Origin of the sequence: Campylobacter concisus (genome assembly GCF_015229955.1) — a bacterium.
Classification (GTDB): Bacteria; Campylobacterota; Campylobacteria; order Campylobacterales; family Campylobacteraceae; genus Campylobacter_A; species Campylobacter_A concisus_AT.
This window is the reverse complement of the sequence record NZ_JAAKYZ010000001.1, coordinates 271,673-285,946: the sequence shown is the minus strand read 5'-3', so window position 1 is coordinate 285,946 and position 14,274 is coordinate 271,673. Positions and strand designations below refer to the sequence as shown.

Sequence of the window (14,274 nt, the reverse complement as noted above, 5' to 3'; positions counted from 1 at the left end):
AGCCAAAAAGTAGTATAGTTTCACAATCGAGAAAAATCTCAAAAAATAGACAAAATGATAAAGGAAGGCGATGACTAGCAAGGGCGAATTTGCGGCGGGACGTGGGCTTTACTACTCGCTATTTTCGCGTTTTTTCGTTTTTAGCCAAGAAGCCGATAGATTTAGCGGCGTAAACGCGATGCTAGGCCTTGCCTCGGCGCACGCTCTAAACGAGGAATCGGCCGCCGCGATAATGCGCATACAGGCAAAATTCGACGAGAAAAATTCGCAAAATTTAGCGGATGAATTCGATGAAATTTTCCACGCTCTGCCAAGTCCGCTTAGAAACTCGCTGTCCTACTACGACGAGGGCTACGAGGTCGGACACGCCTGCGCAAAAGTGCGTAAAATTTTAGCCCGCACAGACATTAGGCGCGACGAGGCTAAATTTAAAGAAAACGAAGACAACGTGGGTTTCGTGTTTGCGCTAATGAGCGAATTTATCGCGCGAGAGAGCGAGCTGGAGCTATACGGCGAGCTTGAGGAGCAGCTTTTTAAAGAGATCATAAACCCAAACATCGACGAGTTTATAAATGATCTTTTTAACCACGAAAGCAGCGAAATTTATAAAGACGTCGCAGTGCTTTTGCAAAGATTTATAGAGTTTGAGCGCGTAGTTTTAAGCGCGCCCCGCCCTATAAATCAAGGCGAAAACAAAAAAACTTTGGACGGAGTTTCAAGATCTGAGGCCATAAGAAGACAAAAAAACCGAGTGAGAAAGATAAAAGCTATGGAGGAAGAAAATGCAAAAAAATAGGCGAGAATTTTTAAAAAAGGCGGGGCTAGTCGGCGCGGCAGCGGCTACGGCCGGAGTAGCGACGGCAGCGGCGTCAAACCTAAAATACGGTAAAAGCAAAAAGACCGAAGTGCTTTATAAAAGAAGCAAAAACTGGGATCTATACTACGAACAAGCGAAATAAATAAAATTTAAGAAAGGATGAATATGTCTGAGGCAAATTTACGTCTTATGCCCCACTCAAACGCAGTCGGGCGAAGATCGTTTTTAAAAATGGCCGCGCTAGCAGGCGTAGCGGGCGGCATGAGCGAGCTGGCTGCTAGCGGCGTAACTAGAAGCGCCACAAAAGAAGAGATGGCAAATCCGTTTCCAAACTCTAAAATCGTAAAAACCGTTTGTACGGTTTGCTCCGTTGGATGCGGAGTGCGCGCCGAGGTAGAAAACGGCGTTTGGGTACGCCAAGAAGTAGCCCAAGATCACCCGGTAAGCGCGGGCGGCCACTGCTGTAAGGGCAGCGACGTCATCGATATGGTGCGCTCTCACTGCCGCGTGAAATACCCGATGAAAAAAGTAGGCGGCAAATGGAAACGCATCAGCTACAAAGACGCGCTTGACGAGATCGGCGCCAAATTAAAAGCGTATCGCGAGAAAAACCCTGAACAAGTGATGTTTCTAGGCTCTGCAAAAGATTGCAACGAACAAAGCTATTATATAAGCAAATTCGTAGCGATGTTCGGGACTAATAACCTAGATCACCAAGCCCGTCTTTGACACAGCTCTACAGTCGCCGGTGTGGCGAATACTTGGGGTTACGGAGCTATGACAAATCATCTTGGAGATATCCAAAACGCGAAGTCTATCTTTATAGTGGGCGCAAATCCGGCGGTAAATCACCCGGTTGGCTTTAGGCATTTTTTAAAAGCGAAGGAAAATAACGGCGCGAAGCTGATCGTGGTCGATCCAAGATATACGAGAACTGCTGCTAAGGCTGATTATTTCGCTCAAATTCGCACCGGCACGGATATACCTTTTATGTACGGCATGATGAATATCATCTTTCAAAACGGCTGGGAAGATAAGGAATTTATAAACGACCGCGTCTACGGTATGGATCTGATCCGCCAAGAGGCTGCCAAATGGACGCCCGAAGTCGTAGCCGATGTTTGCGGGATAAAAAAAGAGACGCTTCTTGAAATAACCGAAGTTTACGCTAAAAACCGCCCGGGATCGGTCGTTTGGGCGATGGGTCTAACTCAGCACACCATAGGCAGCTCAAACACTCGTATAGCTCCGATCTTGCAACTAGTACTGGGAAATATGGGCGTATCGGGCGGAGGCTGTAATATCCTGCGCGGTCACGACAACGTTCAGGGTGCGACGGATATGGCGAATTTGCCGACCGAGTTACCCGGATACTATCCAAAAAACGAGGCCAACTGGAAATACTTCGCTAAGATGTGGAAGGTCGATTTTGAATGGCTCCAAAAGAATTTCGTTAAGCCTGAAATGATGTTTAAGCCCGGATTTACGCTATCAAAATGGTGGGCGGGCGTGCTTGACGGTAAAAACGGCAACGAAGCCGTAGATAATGCCGGCGACAGTATAAAAGCCTTAGTGGTAATCGGCAACGGTATCACATCAACCGCGCAACAAGTAAAAGTAAAAGAAGGCCTAGATGCGCTTGAGCTTTTAGTGCTGGTAGATCCTTTCGTAAACGATGCCGGCGTGATAACTGACAAAAAAGACGACGTCTACATACTGCCTGCGGCGACGCAGTTTGAAACCAGCGGTACGGTCGTAGCGACAAACCGCAGCGGCCAGTGGAGAAGCCAGGTCGTAGAGCCTCTCTTTGAGAGTATGCCCGATCACGAAATTTTATTTGAGCTTGCCAAAAGGCTAGGCTACTATGACGAGCTAACGCGCACGATCAGAGACGCCGAAGGTAAGATCGAGTGGCCTGAGGTCGCTACGCGCGAGATCGCAAATATAATAAAAACTATCGGCATGACGGGCTGGACTCCGGAAAGGCTCAAAAAGCACCAAGAAAACTGGGATAAATTTGACGAAAAAACAAGTCTAGGAAAACCGGGCACCGTAGTCGAAGGCGAATACTACGGCTTGCCGTGGCCGTGCTGGACGGAGGATCATCCGGGCAGCCCGATACTTTACGATATAAACAAGTCCGTTAGGCAAGGCGGTATGGGTTTTAGAAACCGCTTCGGCTTAGAGCATAACGGAGTTAGCCAATTAGCCGCAGACGGTAGCGCGCCCGTAGATTCGTTTGTCAAAGGCGGATATCCGGAGATCAAAAAAGATAACATCGAAAAGGTGCTAGGCATCACGCTAACCGAGGATGAAAAGGCTAAAATAGGCGGCAGCTGGATACATGACGATAGTAATATCATCGCTAAAAAATGCATGGAGAAAAACATCGCTCCGTACGGTAACGCGCGAGCTAGGACGATCGTTTGGACTTTTGCGGATCAAATTCCTCTTCACAGAGAGCCGCTGCATACGCCTAGATTTGATCTAGCGGAGAAGTATCCGAGCTTTGAGGATAAGAAACTTCAAAACCGCGTCGATACAAAATTTAAATCCGTCCAGCTAGCAAAGGACTACTCAAAAGAATTTCCTATTATCCTCACGACGGCTCGCCTCGTAAATTTTAGCGGCGCGGGCATGGAGACGAGAGCTAGTATGTATCTAAGCCGCTTGACGCCTGAGATGTTTGCGGATATCCACCCTGAACTTGCGGCTAAACACGGCATTAAAAACTGGGATTTCATCTGGGTTCATTCGCCTGAAGGTACCAAGGTTAAGGTGCGCGCCAGAGTAGTACCGTCCGTTAAACCCGACACCATCTTTATGCCGTTTCATTATGCGGGTTATATGCAAGGCGTTGATATGACGGGTAATTTCCCGGAAGGCACCAAGCCTTATGCGGTAGGCGAGAGCGCAAATACCGTCACTAACTATGGATATGATATAAACACTCAGATTCCTGAAACCAAAAGCGGTCTATGCCGCATAGAAAAGGCGTAAAATGAGCGAATTTAACGATAACAATAGACTTAAATTTTACTGCGACGACGATAGATGTATCGACTGTAACGGCTGTGCGGTGGCTTGCGACGAGGCTCACGAGCTGCCTCTAGGTATCCGCCGCCGCCGCGTCATCACGCTAAACGAAGGCATACCCGGTAAGGAAATATCAACCTCGATAGCCTGCATGCACTGCGAGGACGCTCCGTGCTCGCTGGTTTGCCCGGTTGATTGTTTTTATATCAGAGCCGACGGCGTAGTGCTACACGACAAAGATATCTGCATCGGCTGCGGATACTGCCTATACGCGTGTCCGTTCGGCGCGCCTCAGTTCCCGCGCGATGGAGTGTTCGGCGCCAAAGGCTCGATGGATAAGTGCACGATGTGTGCAGGCGGTCCGCTACCGACAAATAGCGAAGCCGAGCGCGAAGAGTACGGCCAGGATAGAATTTCCGAAGGCAAAGTGCCGGTTTGTGCCGCAATGTGCTCGACAAAGGCGCTGCTAGTAGGCGAATCTGCAATGATAGAGAAGATCTACGGCGATAGGGTCAAGGCACGCGGCTACGGCTTTAAAGACCTAAAGCAAACTCTGACTTGGAAGCTCGCCTACTATGCTGGCGATAGGCTTAAAATAAAATCTTAAAATTTAGCTCGCTCTTGCCGAGATTGCGGGGGCGAGTAATCTCATCAAATTTTACGCGGTTTGGCTGCGTCGAATTTAACTCATGCTTCTATGGATAGTTCGTCAAATTTAAATGCTGGTAAATTTAAAATAAAAGTGGATAAATTTAAGTAGAAAAAGGGCGGTCTCCCGCCCTAAATTTACGCTCTAACAGGCGATAAATACGGATTTGCCGAGTGCATCGACATCTCGTTTTGCTCTCTAAATTTGATAAATTCCTCTTCGCTTAGACGCCTGATGTTTGCTATCGTCATCTTTAGCGGCGTGATGCCTGAGAGCGGATCGGGATCGCTGGCGTTTGCTAGCTCGTTACCGTCGGCCTCGCTATAGTGGAAGGTCGTAAATATCGTGCCTTCTTTTAGATCCGGATTTACGCGTAGTTTGGCCGCGATCTGGCCGCGTTTGTTTTGTACGAGCGCGTAGCAGCCCTCCTCTAGCTCCCTCTCGCGAGCGATATCGGGACTCACCTCTATGAGCGCGCCCTCGATGCCAGCACCGTATTCAAGAGCCGGACACTCTCTAGTCATAGTACCCGTGTGGTAGTGATAGACCTTGCGTCCGGTCGTAAATAGGCACGGATATACCTCGTCGGGCACTTCGCTAAGCGCGCCGCTACCGACGGGGTAGCCGTCCGGGATATTCATCTTGGCTCTAAATTCGGCCTCGGCTTTAGCGCGCTCCCCTTTATCGTCTACGTAAAGTACCGGCGCGAAGCGGAATTTACCGCCAGGCAGCATGGACTTGTGATCTGCGTAAAGCACCGGCGTACCCGGATGCTCCTCGTCTGGGCACGGCCAGCTGATACCGCCTAGTTTGCCTAGTCTATAGTAGCTGATACCGCCGAAAAATTTAGGCATAAGCTCCCTTAGCTCGTTCCAAATTTGCTCAGGGCTCGCAAAGTCAAATCCCTCTAGTCCCATGCGGTTTGCGATGTTGCAAACGACCTTCCAATCAGGCTCCACGCCGTTAACGGGCTCGCTAGCTTTGCGAGTGCGTTGGACGCGGCGAGAGGTGTTGATAAAGGTTCCGTCCTTCTCGCCCCAGCCCGCGGCAGGTAGCACCACATCGGCCTTGTGCGCGCTCTCGGTAAAGAAAAGATCCTGCACGATAAAGCAGTCTAGATGGTGCACGGCGTGGACGAAGTGCTCGGTCCAAGGGTCGCTCATTACGGGGTTTTCGCCGTAGACGTAGAGTACTTTTAACTCACCGCTATCCATTTTATCGGGTGCTTGCGTTAGCTTAAAGCCCGGAACAGGATTTAGCTCAAAGTGCCATACTTTGCGCGCTTGCTCCTGCGCGTAAGGGCTGTTTACCGCGCCTGCCGGGATGACGTTAGGCAGCGCGCCCATGTCGCATGCGCCTTGGACGTTGTTTTGACCGCGCAGAGGATTTACGCCCGCGCCCTTTTTGCCTAAATTTCCCGTTAAAACGGCTAAATTTGATAGCGAAAAGACGTTTGACGTGCCGTCGCTAAACTGCGTGATACCCATCGTGTAGCAAATCGCCGCCGCGCCTGCTTTAGCATACATCCTAGCTGCCTCTATGATGAGCTCTTTTTTTATACCGGTTTCGTGCTCGAAACGCTCAGGCGTAAAGTCCCTAACCGCTTCTTTTAGATATTCAAATCCCTCGGAGTACTTCTCGATAAATTCGCTATCTTGCAAATTTTCGGCGATTATGACGTGCATCATCGTATTTAGCGTTTTGATATTCGCTCCGATCGGAATTTGCAAGAAAATATCGGCTTTTTTGGCCATATCGGTGCGCTTTGGATCTACGACGATCATCTTGGCACCTCGCTGAAGGCCGCGCTGCATCTGCATAGCGATGATCGGGTGGCACTCGCTCGTGTTGGTACCGATGAGTAAAAATACGTCCGTATCGGTCGCAAATTCGACCAAATCATTAGTCATCGTTCCGTTTCCTAGCGTGCTGGCAAGACCTGCCACTGTAGGAGCGTGTCAAAGACGGGCGCAGTGATCGACGTTGTTGCTGCCCTGGGCGCGGAAAAATTTCTGGAAAACATAGTTGTCTTCGTTATTTGAGCGCGCGGAGCTAAAGCCCATGATCGAGCTTGGGCCGTATTTTGCAACGGTGGATTTAAATTTATCCGCGAGGAAATCATAGACCTCCTCAAAACTCACTTCTTCAAGCTCGCCGCGCTTGTCATAGACGCCGTTTAGCTTTCTCATCATCGGTCGGCTTAAGCGTTTAGGAGAGTTTACAAACTCCCATCCGAACATTCCTTTTAAGCAAAGCTCGCCGTCGTTTACGTGGTGGTCTTTGCTAGGTTTGGCGTCTACGATTCTACCGTTTCGCACGATAAGATCGATGCCGCAGCCCGTACCGCAATATGGACAGGTGGTCTTTACGATCTCTTCCATTTTTGATCCTTTCTGGTATTACTGAAAATTATGAGATTATTATACAACTGCAAATGTAAATTTAGTTTTAAAATTAGTATATTTTTTTAAGAATTATTTAAGTAATATGCAAATTTAGCATATTACTCTTTTGGCTAAATTTGTCTTTAAAATCGTATTTTGAAAGCAAAATCACATATTGGTCATTTTGATAAAATTTGTCCTACCGGTACTACTCTATAATAATCTATTAAAGATTTCTCGCTACCGATAACTTGCTTATATCTCTATCCCATCCCTACTGTATACTTTGCCTTTTATCTCATTTTTTATCTCTGTAGGCTCATCATCCAGTAGCTTACTAAAATTCGGTATTAAATTGCTTATTTTTGAGATAAAATTAATAACCTTCGTTTTAAAGCTTTCTAATATAGTTAACTTATCCTGTAAATTTTCTATCCTTTCGTCTTTAACTTTTACTTCTTCTTCTAGCTCAGATATTCTTTGAACTTTGCCATTTATAGAAGTTTGTAGTTTAACGATTTGTAGTAGCTTGCTTTCATTGTCTTCCTTTAAGGCATTCTCGTTACTTAACGACGCCTCCAGCTCTTCGTTTCTTTGTTTCAAAGACTGATTTGTTTTTTCTTTGCTTTCTAGATCTGTATTAGCTTCTTCGAGCTTGCTTTGTAGGGCATCGCTTTGGTCGGCTTTTTGTTTTAGTTTATCTATTTGCTCTATATCAGCTTCAATATTTTCTAATCGGCTTTTTAATTTATTGTTTTCATCTTCTTTTTGGATTAGCTCGGCCGAGAGGTTGCTTATTTGCAAATTCCTATCTTTTATAATATTGTCTTGATTGTTTAGGTTCGCGTTAATCTCTTTTAGATTTTTATTTTCTTGGATTAGATTTTCATTGGATTGATCCAGCTCGTTATTTTTTGCAATTATCTCACCCTTGTTTATTAGTTGATTCGTTAGCTCGTAAACCCTTTGTTTTAGTTCTACGTCGGTAACTATACTTATATTATTTTGCATTTGATCTAATACTAAATTCGTAAGACTCGTTATAAAAGTCTTATCGTCCTCGATTTCCAATCTCAAATAGTCTTTGCCGAACATAGACTCTTTCTTTTTTATATACTTTCTTGCTTCATCGACTATGGATTGTCTAATTTTATTTTTAAACTTTTGCTCATTACTATATTCTTTTTTGGTTTTGTGCATTTGTTTTATATTTTTATGCCTCATCTTAGAGCCTAGCTCGCCGCGCAATGCTATGCCCTTAAACGCCGCCTCTCCCATTTCTTGCATACTTCTGCCAAATTTTAGCGTTTCGCCCTTGCCGTTAAACCTAAGATTTTTATGGTTTTCAAATTGGTAATTCGTAAAAATAAGCTAATAATGCTTAGTTTTCTCATCGTTGTGCTCAGCGATTAGCAGGCATTTAACGCCGTATTTAGCGCAATAATCGTTTGCAAATCTTCTAACTCTGTCGAGCGAGACCTGAGCGTTGATAAAATTTACTTCGGTTTTATTTAGCCCTTCTTTGGATTCTTTATTCCGATCGGTGCCGAAACTTATGACTATTTCGGAAAACCCGACCATATTTTCTCGCCAACGATTCTTTACCACCTTGCCGTTTTTATAGATTTTAGTTTGGGCTTCGTAGTCGGCCTTCATTTTTTCGTGGTATTTTTTCAAGAGTGCTTTTATATACTTTCTATCGCTAAATTCCCTATCGCTATTAGGCATCTCTCGCATATTGCCGTTATCGTTATATTCGCTAAGCACTATGTATCTATTATTACGGCTGTTGCCTCTAAGATATCCGATCTTAGAGGCGTGCTTAACCTCTCTAACATTGTGCTCATACCTTATAATAGCCTTTTTGAGCGTCAAGAATTCGCTTCTTACACAAAGAACTAGGCTGTGTCCGCCTATTTGAAGAGCATCACTCATTTTTAGTCCTTTTCTTTATTATCTACTATAGAAATTAAGAGCATGTTTTAACCCTTTTTTAAAAAATATAAGTCGCAATGTCCGTTATCGCAAACGCTATGCGAGAATTCTTTGCATCTCCCATCTTTATATAACGCGGAATATCTCTGCCCTGCGATATACGAAGATCAAGAGTAGATACGCCGATGCCAAGAACCCCTGCGGTTTGCTTTCTGTCTAGAACTACCTTTCCTTTATATTGGCTAGATATGTGCTCAAGAAGCGTTTTGTACTCTACATCGTTATATAGTTCGTTAAGCATCCCATTTTCTCCTTATGCTTATTCTTATATAACTAATTATATGTACTTTTCATTTACTCTTGCTATTTTGAGTAGTTTTTGGATAGTTTTTGAAAAATTTTTAATACCCTATGATTCCTTAGGGTATTTTAGAGTAATTTAGGATAAAAAATGTTTTCTTGTTTTTAAAAACAAAAATAAAGCATCTTAGATTGACTTAGAAAACATGGCGAGAAATTGGAATATTAAAAAATTTCGGGAACAAATAGGAAACAAATTTTATAAAACTAAGAAAACTTAAAGCTCTTGAAACATTGTAAAAATCGGGGTTTTAAAAGGATTTTTGAATATAAATGGCTCCGGATGCTGGGTTCGAACCAGCGACCAAGTGATTAACAGTCACCTACTCTACCGCTGAGCTAATCCGGAACACTTCAAAAGAGCTCGTATTATAGACGAAAAGATATGTTTTGTCAATAAATTTTAGCTTAATTTATAAAAAATTACGCAGAGTCCAATAAATTTTTATAAAAGGCTAAAACTAGCCTTTTATAAATCCACTTGCAATAACCTTATCGCCATCATACATAACACAAAGCTGACCTTGTGCCACACCAAGTGCATTTTGATTTAGCGTTAGTTTCGCTGTTTTATTCTCTTTATCAACCTCAACAAAAGCATCAAGTTTAGGGCTTCTATATCTTATCTTAGTTTCGCACTCAAATTTATCTTTATCTATAAATAAATTTACGTTTTCAAGCTCGACTACCTTTTGAGCTAAGTCATCTTTTGTTCCTACAACGATCTCGTTTTTATCGGCATTTATCTTTATAACAAAATGTGGCTCATGAGCACCAAAAACCTCAAAACCACGGCGCTTACCGATAGTATAGTGCATATAGCCTTGGTGACGGCCGATTATTTTACCGTCTTTATCAACTACGTTTCCTGGTAAATTTGTATTGTAATGCTTATTTAAAACTTCGATATAAGTATCTTCCACAAAGCAAATTTCACTACTTTCTGCCTGCGTAGCAAATTCTTCAAGCACTTTTACACTTCTTGCAAGCTCTTTTATATCTTTTTTAAATTTATCCCCAAGCGGGAAAATAACATCTTTTAATATCTCTTTTGGCACTTGGGCTAAAAAGTAGCTTTGATCCTTGCTAGGATCTTTTGCACATGTGATAAATCCATCAATAACTTGCACATAATGCCCAGTAGCAAGCTTCTCACAGCCATTTGCCTTTGCAAAATCAAGCAACGCACCCAGTTTTATAAATTTATTGCACAAAGCACAAGGATTTGGCGTCTTGCCCTCTTTATAGAGCTTCACAAAAGGATCATAGACAAACTCGTTAAATTTATCCTGCAGATCCAAAATATGCACCTTTATGCCAAGATACTCGCCTACTTTTTTTACTTTCCTGATATTTTCTTCGTGATATCCTGGCTTTTGATGTAGCATCATATAGCAACCTTGCACTTCATGACCGGCTTCTTGCAGAAATTTAGCCGTCATAGTGCTATCTACACCACCGCTCATTGCGACCATTATTTTCATATTTTTTACCTCTTTGAAATTTAAAAGCGGATATTTTATATCTTATTTTTAAATAGTCAAAATTTCATCTACAATAAGCTCTAAATCATCGGTGATTTTGTATAAATTTATATCTTCTTTTTTTATTGTTTTTTGGCTAACTAGTGTATTTTTTATAAACTCATCAAGCCCTTGCCAAAACTCGCTCCCAAAAAGAAAAATTTTTACTTTTTTGCTACCAACTTGAGCAAGTACTAAAATTTCAAAAAGTTCATCAAGAGTGCCAAAGCCGCCCGGAAAGACGACAAATGCGACTGAACGATCGGTAAGTGCAAATTTTCTTGGGCTTAAATTTGAAAAGAGATATTTTGCTGTGACGTAAGGATTTGTATTTTGTTCAAATGGAAGCCTCACATTTAAGGCTATACTTGGCGACTTTGCACTGTCAAACGCGCCCTTGTTTGCGGCTCTCATTATACCATCCCCGCCACCAGTTAAGATGGCATATCCTAGCTCGTTTAGCTTATAAGCTAGTTCATAAGCCTTTTTGCAGTAGAAATTTTCTTCATCAAATCTAGCCGAGCCAAAGAAGGTAACATTTTTATTTTTATATTTTAAGACGTTTGGAAAATTTAAAAGATCACTAACTAATTCATTATTCATTATTTTAACTGTTGAAGCCTCTCGCGTTTTGAGCCTATCTGAGTGATCTGGATGCCAAAGTTTCCGTCTATTATTACCACTTCGCCAAGTGCTATAACCTTATCACCGATCAAAATTTCAAGCGGATCGTTTGCTAATTGATTTAACTCGATAACTGAGCCAATATCCATGGTAAGCACATCTTTTAAAAGCATTCTTTTTGAGCCGATACGAACACGAATAGGTAGCCTAACATCCATTATAAGCCCGATATTTCTCATCTCTTCAGCGCTAAAATCGCCCTTAGCTACGTGAGGAGTGCTCGCTGGTGCAGCTGGTGCTTCGGTCTTTGTTGGCTCAAAAAATTTCATCAGCGAATGATCGCAAGCAAAACCGATATGCTCACTTAGATCTTCGATTTTGACATTAAATAAAAATAGCTTTTCATAAACACTAAAATCAAGCGAAGAATTTTCATCTAAAAAATTTACATTTATTACTTCAAAATTTATCTTTGGCATGCCCTTTTGAGCACCCAAAGATGTACTAAAAGCACTAAAAAGATTTGAAAATATCTCTTTTGCGGCGTCAAGCTCATCACTGCCTAAATTTTCATTCTTTGAAATTTCCTCTTCGCCCATCATCCATTCGCTAATGGCACTTATTAAAACTGGAGTGCATACTATCTCTGTTTTAGCATTGATATCACCACTTAAAGAGATATTGGCCATCACTACCGGCGGCTTTATGCCATTTTGTGTTGGTGCGTCAAATTCATTTCTTTCACCAACCTCAGGAGCTCTGCCCGTAAGTCCTTCGATAGTAGCTTTTAATTCATTAGAAAATATATTAAAAAAATCATTCATCATCTTCGTCGTCCTCTTCTTCTTCCATTTTGCGCTCATTAGCTTCATACGCCATCAGCTTTGCTTTTCGCTCTTCTTCGTATTTTTCTAAGATATTTTTGATCTCGTCTTTATCAGAGCGTATTAATTGCTCAATCCTTATAGATTTTCTAAATCTATGAAGCCCAACTTCAGCTAAGAAAACTTCTTTTTTATCGATACAAACGATCGCCTTATCATCAGCTCCTCTATCAAGCCTTAAAATATCGCCTTCTTTTAAATTTAAAAACTCATTTACGCTGATGATCGATTTGCCAAGTATGGCTTCATATAAAATTTCTGCTCGTCCGATAAGTGTTTTTAGCTCTTTGTTTCTACTTTTTTTTGCACTTGTTTCGCCAAGCATAATGTCCCTGTTTGCAAGGCGTGAGAGTATCGGTTCAAGGTAGATGACTGGATAGCATAAATTTATCATACCGCTTGAGCCACCAACTATGATCTCCATAACGACCATGATGACGATCTCGTTTTGAGAGACGATCTGTACGACATTTGGACTGCTCTCTTTAGCTTCCACATTTGGATACATATCAGTTATCATCGACCAGCTCTCTTTTAGACGCTGCATGATCATTCTAAGCACCGCATCAAGCAAATTTACTTCGATGTCGGTTAGCTCTCTATTTGCTTCAAAATTTTCACCAGTTCCGCCAAGCAAACGATCTATCATCGGAAAAGCAATGCTTGGATTTATCTCCAAAACACAGTTTCCATCAAGCGGCTTTATAGAAAATACATTGAAACTAGTTGGGCTTGGCAAACTCATCAAAAATTCGCCATAAGTCATTTGATCAACACTGTGAAGTCTGATCTCGACGATACTTCTCATAACACTAGAAATTTGACTAGCTAAATTTCTAGCAAGCTTATCATGAATGCCTTTTATCGCACGGAGTTGCTCTTTACTAACGCGGTTTGGACGCTTAAAATCATAAATAATAATCTGTTTTTGTTCGCCTTGCGATCTCTCTTCGACCTCGATATTACTCGTATCGCCGTCTTCATCGACAACTTCAAGTAGCGCGTCTATCTCTTCTTGACTTAAAATATCAGCCATTAAACCCCCAAGCTACGCCTAATACGATCAAGCAAACGTTTATGAATTTGTGAAATTCTACTCTCGCTGATATTCATGATCTGGCTTATCTCTTTTAAATTTAGCTCTTCATAATAATAAAGCTGAACCAACATCTGATCTCTTTCGTCAAAATCTTTTAAAGCTTCTTCTATTTTTAAAATGAGATCCTCTCTCTCAATGCTTTTCTCGACATCATTTTGACCAATTAGCTCCATTTGCTCGTCTATTGGCAAAATAGTAATGATACCGCTAACGCCTCTTGCCTCTCTTATCTTCTCAATATCTTCATTAAGCTTTTCGGCCAAATACTCATCACTTGGCTCTTCTTCAAATTCATTAAAATAGTTATCTATCTCACTATTTATGCTCTTTACGAGTTTTCTATCGCTTCTACTGACAACATCAAGCGTCCTTAGATAATCAAGCATAGAGCCATAAATTCTCTTTTTGCCATAACCCCAAAAAGAGTCATTTTGCTCCTTGTCATACTTCCTGCTAAGCTTTATCATCTCTTCAACACCAATGCTTATTAGGTCGTTTGTATCTATGCTTGATGGCAACCTCTCTTTAAGCCTAAACGCCATTGCACGCAGTGCTGGCATATATTTTAAGACGATTTCGTCTTGTTCCTTTTTTATCGTGTTTTTATAAGCGTTAAGCTGCTTTTGCTTTAACTCGTGCATTTCGTTTACCAGAATCAAAATTTTCAGCAGTCATTTTTACCATTATATTTTCCATACGCTTTTCTCTAGTATTTAGCTCAGAGATGAGATAGTCTGCGATCTCTTCGTGTTTTTGTTTGTCAAAAATTTTAGTTAAAGCCCTTTTCACATCGATGTAGTTCATTATAACAATGTGAATTATAAGATAAAAAAACAAAGTAATAACTAGTGTATAAACAAGCATTTCGATAGGCTCACTCACCTTTAGCAAGGTAAAAACTATACCTACAAAAAAACCACAAACCGTAAAAAATGCTATAAAATTTTCTGCACGCAAAGCTCA

Annotated in this window: 14 protein-coding genes and 1 tRNA gene; 4 read left to right on the top strand and 11 right to left on the bottom strand. The window is 42.1% G+C overall.

Annotation, left to right across the window (positions count from 1 at the left end; translation table 11 throughout):
- Positions 1-70: 70 nt before the first annotated feature.
- Genes G6W45_RS01465 through fdh3B form a run of 4 tightly spaced genes read left to right on the top strand, consistent with a single transcriptional unit; the run spans position 71 to position 4,460 of the window.
- Positions 71-796: a TorD/DmsD family molecular chaperone gene (locus tag G6W45_RS01465; RefSeq protein ID WP_194167282.1), complete on the top strand. Its 726-nt coding sequence runs from the start codon at positions 71-73 to the stop codon at positions 794-796.
- Positions 783-959 carry a twin-arginine translocation signal domain-containing protein gene (locus G6W45_RS01460; RefSeq protein WP_084040950.1) on the top strand — a complete coding sequence of 59 codons (177 nt, stop codon included), beginning with the start codon at positions 783-785 and terminating at the stop codon, positions 957-959. Before G6W45_RS01465 ends, G6W45_RS01460 begins: the two co-directional genes overlap by 14 nt.
- 47 nt (positions 960-1,006) lie before the next feature.
- A complete protein-coding gene (locus tag G6W45_RS01455) occupies positions 1,007-3,817 on the top strand; it encodes a formate dehydrogenase subunit alpha (RefSeq protein ID WP_194167639.1) in 2,811 nt (936 codons plus the stop codon).
- 1 nt (position 3,818) lies between these two features.
- Positions 3,819-4,460: a formate dehydrogenase FDH3 subunit beta gene (gene fdh3B, locus G6W45_RS01450; RefSeq protein WP_194167281.1), complete on the top strand. Its 642-nt coding sequence runs from the start codon at positions 3,819-3,821 to the stop codon at positions 4,458-4,460.
- 179 nt (positions 4,461-4,639) lie between these two features.
- Here fdh3B and G6W45_RS09975 read toward each other — a convergent pair whose 3' ends face one another.
- From G6W45_RS09975 to G6W45_RS01395, 11 genes are all read right to left on the bottom strand, one after another.
- The gene (locus tag G6W45_RS09975) at positions 4,640-6,883 is read right to left on the bottom strand and encodes a molybdopterin oxidoreductase family protein (protein ID WP_346265354.1); all 2,244 of its coding nucleotides are present in this window, start codon (positions 6,881-6,883) and stop codon (positions 4,640-4,642) included.
- Between the two features lie 258 nt (positions 6,884-7,141).
- On the bottom strand, positions 7,142-8,173 hold the full coding sequence (locus G6W45_RS09720; protein WP_242039021.1) for a hypothetical protein: 1,032 nt from the start codon (positions 8,171-8,173) through the stop codon (positions 7,142-7,144).
- A gap of 84 nt (positions 8,174-8,257) precedes the next feature.
- A complete protein-coding gene (locus G6W45_RS09715; RefSeq protein WP_242039020.1) occupies positions 8,258-8,821 on the bottom strand; it encodes a hypothetical protein in 564 nt (187 codons plus the stop codon).
- A 58-nt stretch (positions 8,822-8,879) separates the two neighbouring features.
- Positions 8,880-9,122 (bottom strand): helix-turn-helix transcriptional regulator, encoded by a 243-nt coding sequence (locus G6W45_RS01430; RefSeq protein ID WP_194167279.1) that lies wholly within the window; start codon positions 9,120-9,122, stop codon positions 8,880-8,882.
- Between the two features lie 333 nt (positions 9,123-9,455).
- A tRNA-Asn gene (locus G6W45_RS01425) sits at positions 9,456-9,530 on the bottom strand.
- 112 nt (positions 9,531-9,642) lie between these two features.
- Positions 9,643-10,665: a tRNA 2-thiouridine(34) synthase MnmA gene (mnmA, locus tag G6W45_RS01420; RefSeq protein WP_087576724.1), complete on the bottom strand. Its 1,023-nt coding sequence runs from the start codon at positions 10,663-10,665 to the stop codon at positions 9,643-9,645.
- A 48-nt stretch (positions 10,666-10,713) separates the two neighbouring features.
- Complete coding sequence (locus G6W45_RS01415; RefSeq protein WP_194167278.1) at positions 10,714-11,307, bottom strand: LOG family protein; 594 nt, start codon at positions 11,305-11,307, stop codon at positions 10,714-10,716.
- Entirely contained in the window at positions 11,307-12,155 is an 849-nt protein-coding gene (fliY, locus tag G6W45_RS01410) for a flagellar motor switch protein FliY (protein WP_072594737.1), read from the bottom strand. Before fliY ends, G6W45_RS01415 begins: the two co-directional genes overlap by 1 nt.
- Entirely contained in the window at positions 12,145-13,248 is a 1,104-nt protein-coding gene (gene fliM / locus G6W45_RS01405; protein WP_054196277.1) for a flagellar motor switch protein FliM, read from the bottom strand. The genes fliY and fliM overlap by 11 nt, the downstream gene beginning before the upstream one ends.
- Positions 13,248-13,952 (bottom strand): RNA polymerase sigma factor FliA, encoded by a 705-nt coding sequence (gene fliA, locus G6W45_RS01400; RefSeq protein ID WP_021090868.1) that lies wholly within the window; start codon positions 13,950-13,952, stop codon positions 13,248-13,250. Before fliA ends, fliM begins: the two co-directional genes overlap by 1 nt.
- Positions 13,924-14,268 (bottom strand): hypothetical protein, encoded by a 345-nt coding sequence (locus G6W45_RS01395; RefSeq protein WP_021090750.1) that lies wholly within the window; start codon positions 14,266-14,268, stop codon positions 13,924-13,926. Before G6W45_RS01395 ends, fliA begins: the two co-directional genes overlap by 29 nt.
- Positions 14,269-14,274: the final 6 nt, after the last annotated feature.

Bases quoted from the DNA above. Each gene is read 5' to 3' on its own strand.
- G6W45_RS01430 (WP_194167279.1), bottom strand. From the start codon at position 9,122: ATGCTTAACGAACTATATAACGATGTAGAGTACAAAACGCTTCTTGAG.
- fliA (WP_021090868.1), bottom strand. From the start codon at position 13,952: ATGCACGAGTTAAAGCAAAAGCAGCTTAACGCTTATAAAAACACGATA.
- fliY (WP_072594737.1), bottom strand. From the start codon at position 12,155: ATGATGAATGATTTTTTTAATATATTTTCTAATGAATTAAAAGCTACT.
- G6W45_RS09715 (WP_242039020.1), bottom strand. From the start codon at position 8,821: ATGAGTGATGCTCTTCAAATAGGCGGACACAGCCTAGTTCTTTGTGTA.
- mnmA (WP_087576724.1), bottom strand. From the start codon at position 10,665: ATGAAAATAATGGTCGCAATGAGCGGTGGTGTAGATAGCACTATGACG.
- G6W45_RS01415 (WP_194167278.1), bottom strand. From the start codon at position 11,307: ATGAATAATGAATTAGTTAGTGATCTTTTAAATTTTCCAAACGTCTTA.
- G6W45_RS09720 (WP_242039021.1), bottom strand. From the start codon at position 8,173: ATGCAAGAAATGGGAGAGGCGGCGTTTAAGGGCATAGCATTGCGCGGC.
- G6W45_RS01460 (WP_084040950.1), top strand. From the start codon at position 783: ATGCAAAAAAATAGGCGAGAATTTTTAAAAAAGGCGGGGCTAGTCGGC.
- fliM (WP_054196277.1), bottom strand. From the start codon at position 13,248: ATGGCTGATATTTTAAGTCAAGAAGAGATAGACGCGCTACTTGAAGTT.
- G6W45_RS01465 (WP_194167282.1), top strand. From the start codon at position 71: ATGACTAGCAAGGGCGAATTTGCGGCGGGACGTGGGCTTTACTACTCG.
- fdh3B (WP_194167281.1), top strand. From the start codon at position 3,819: ATGAGCGAATTTAACGATAACAATAGACTTAAATTTTACTGCGACGAC.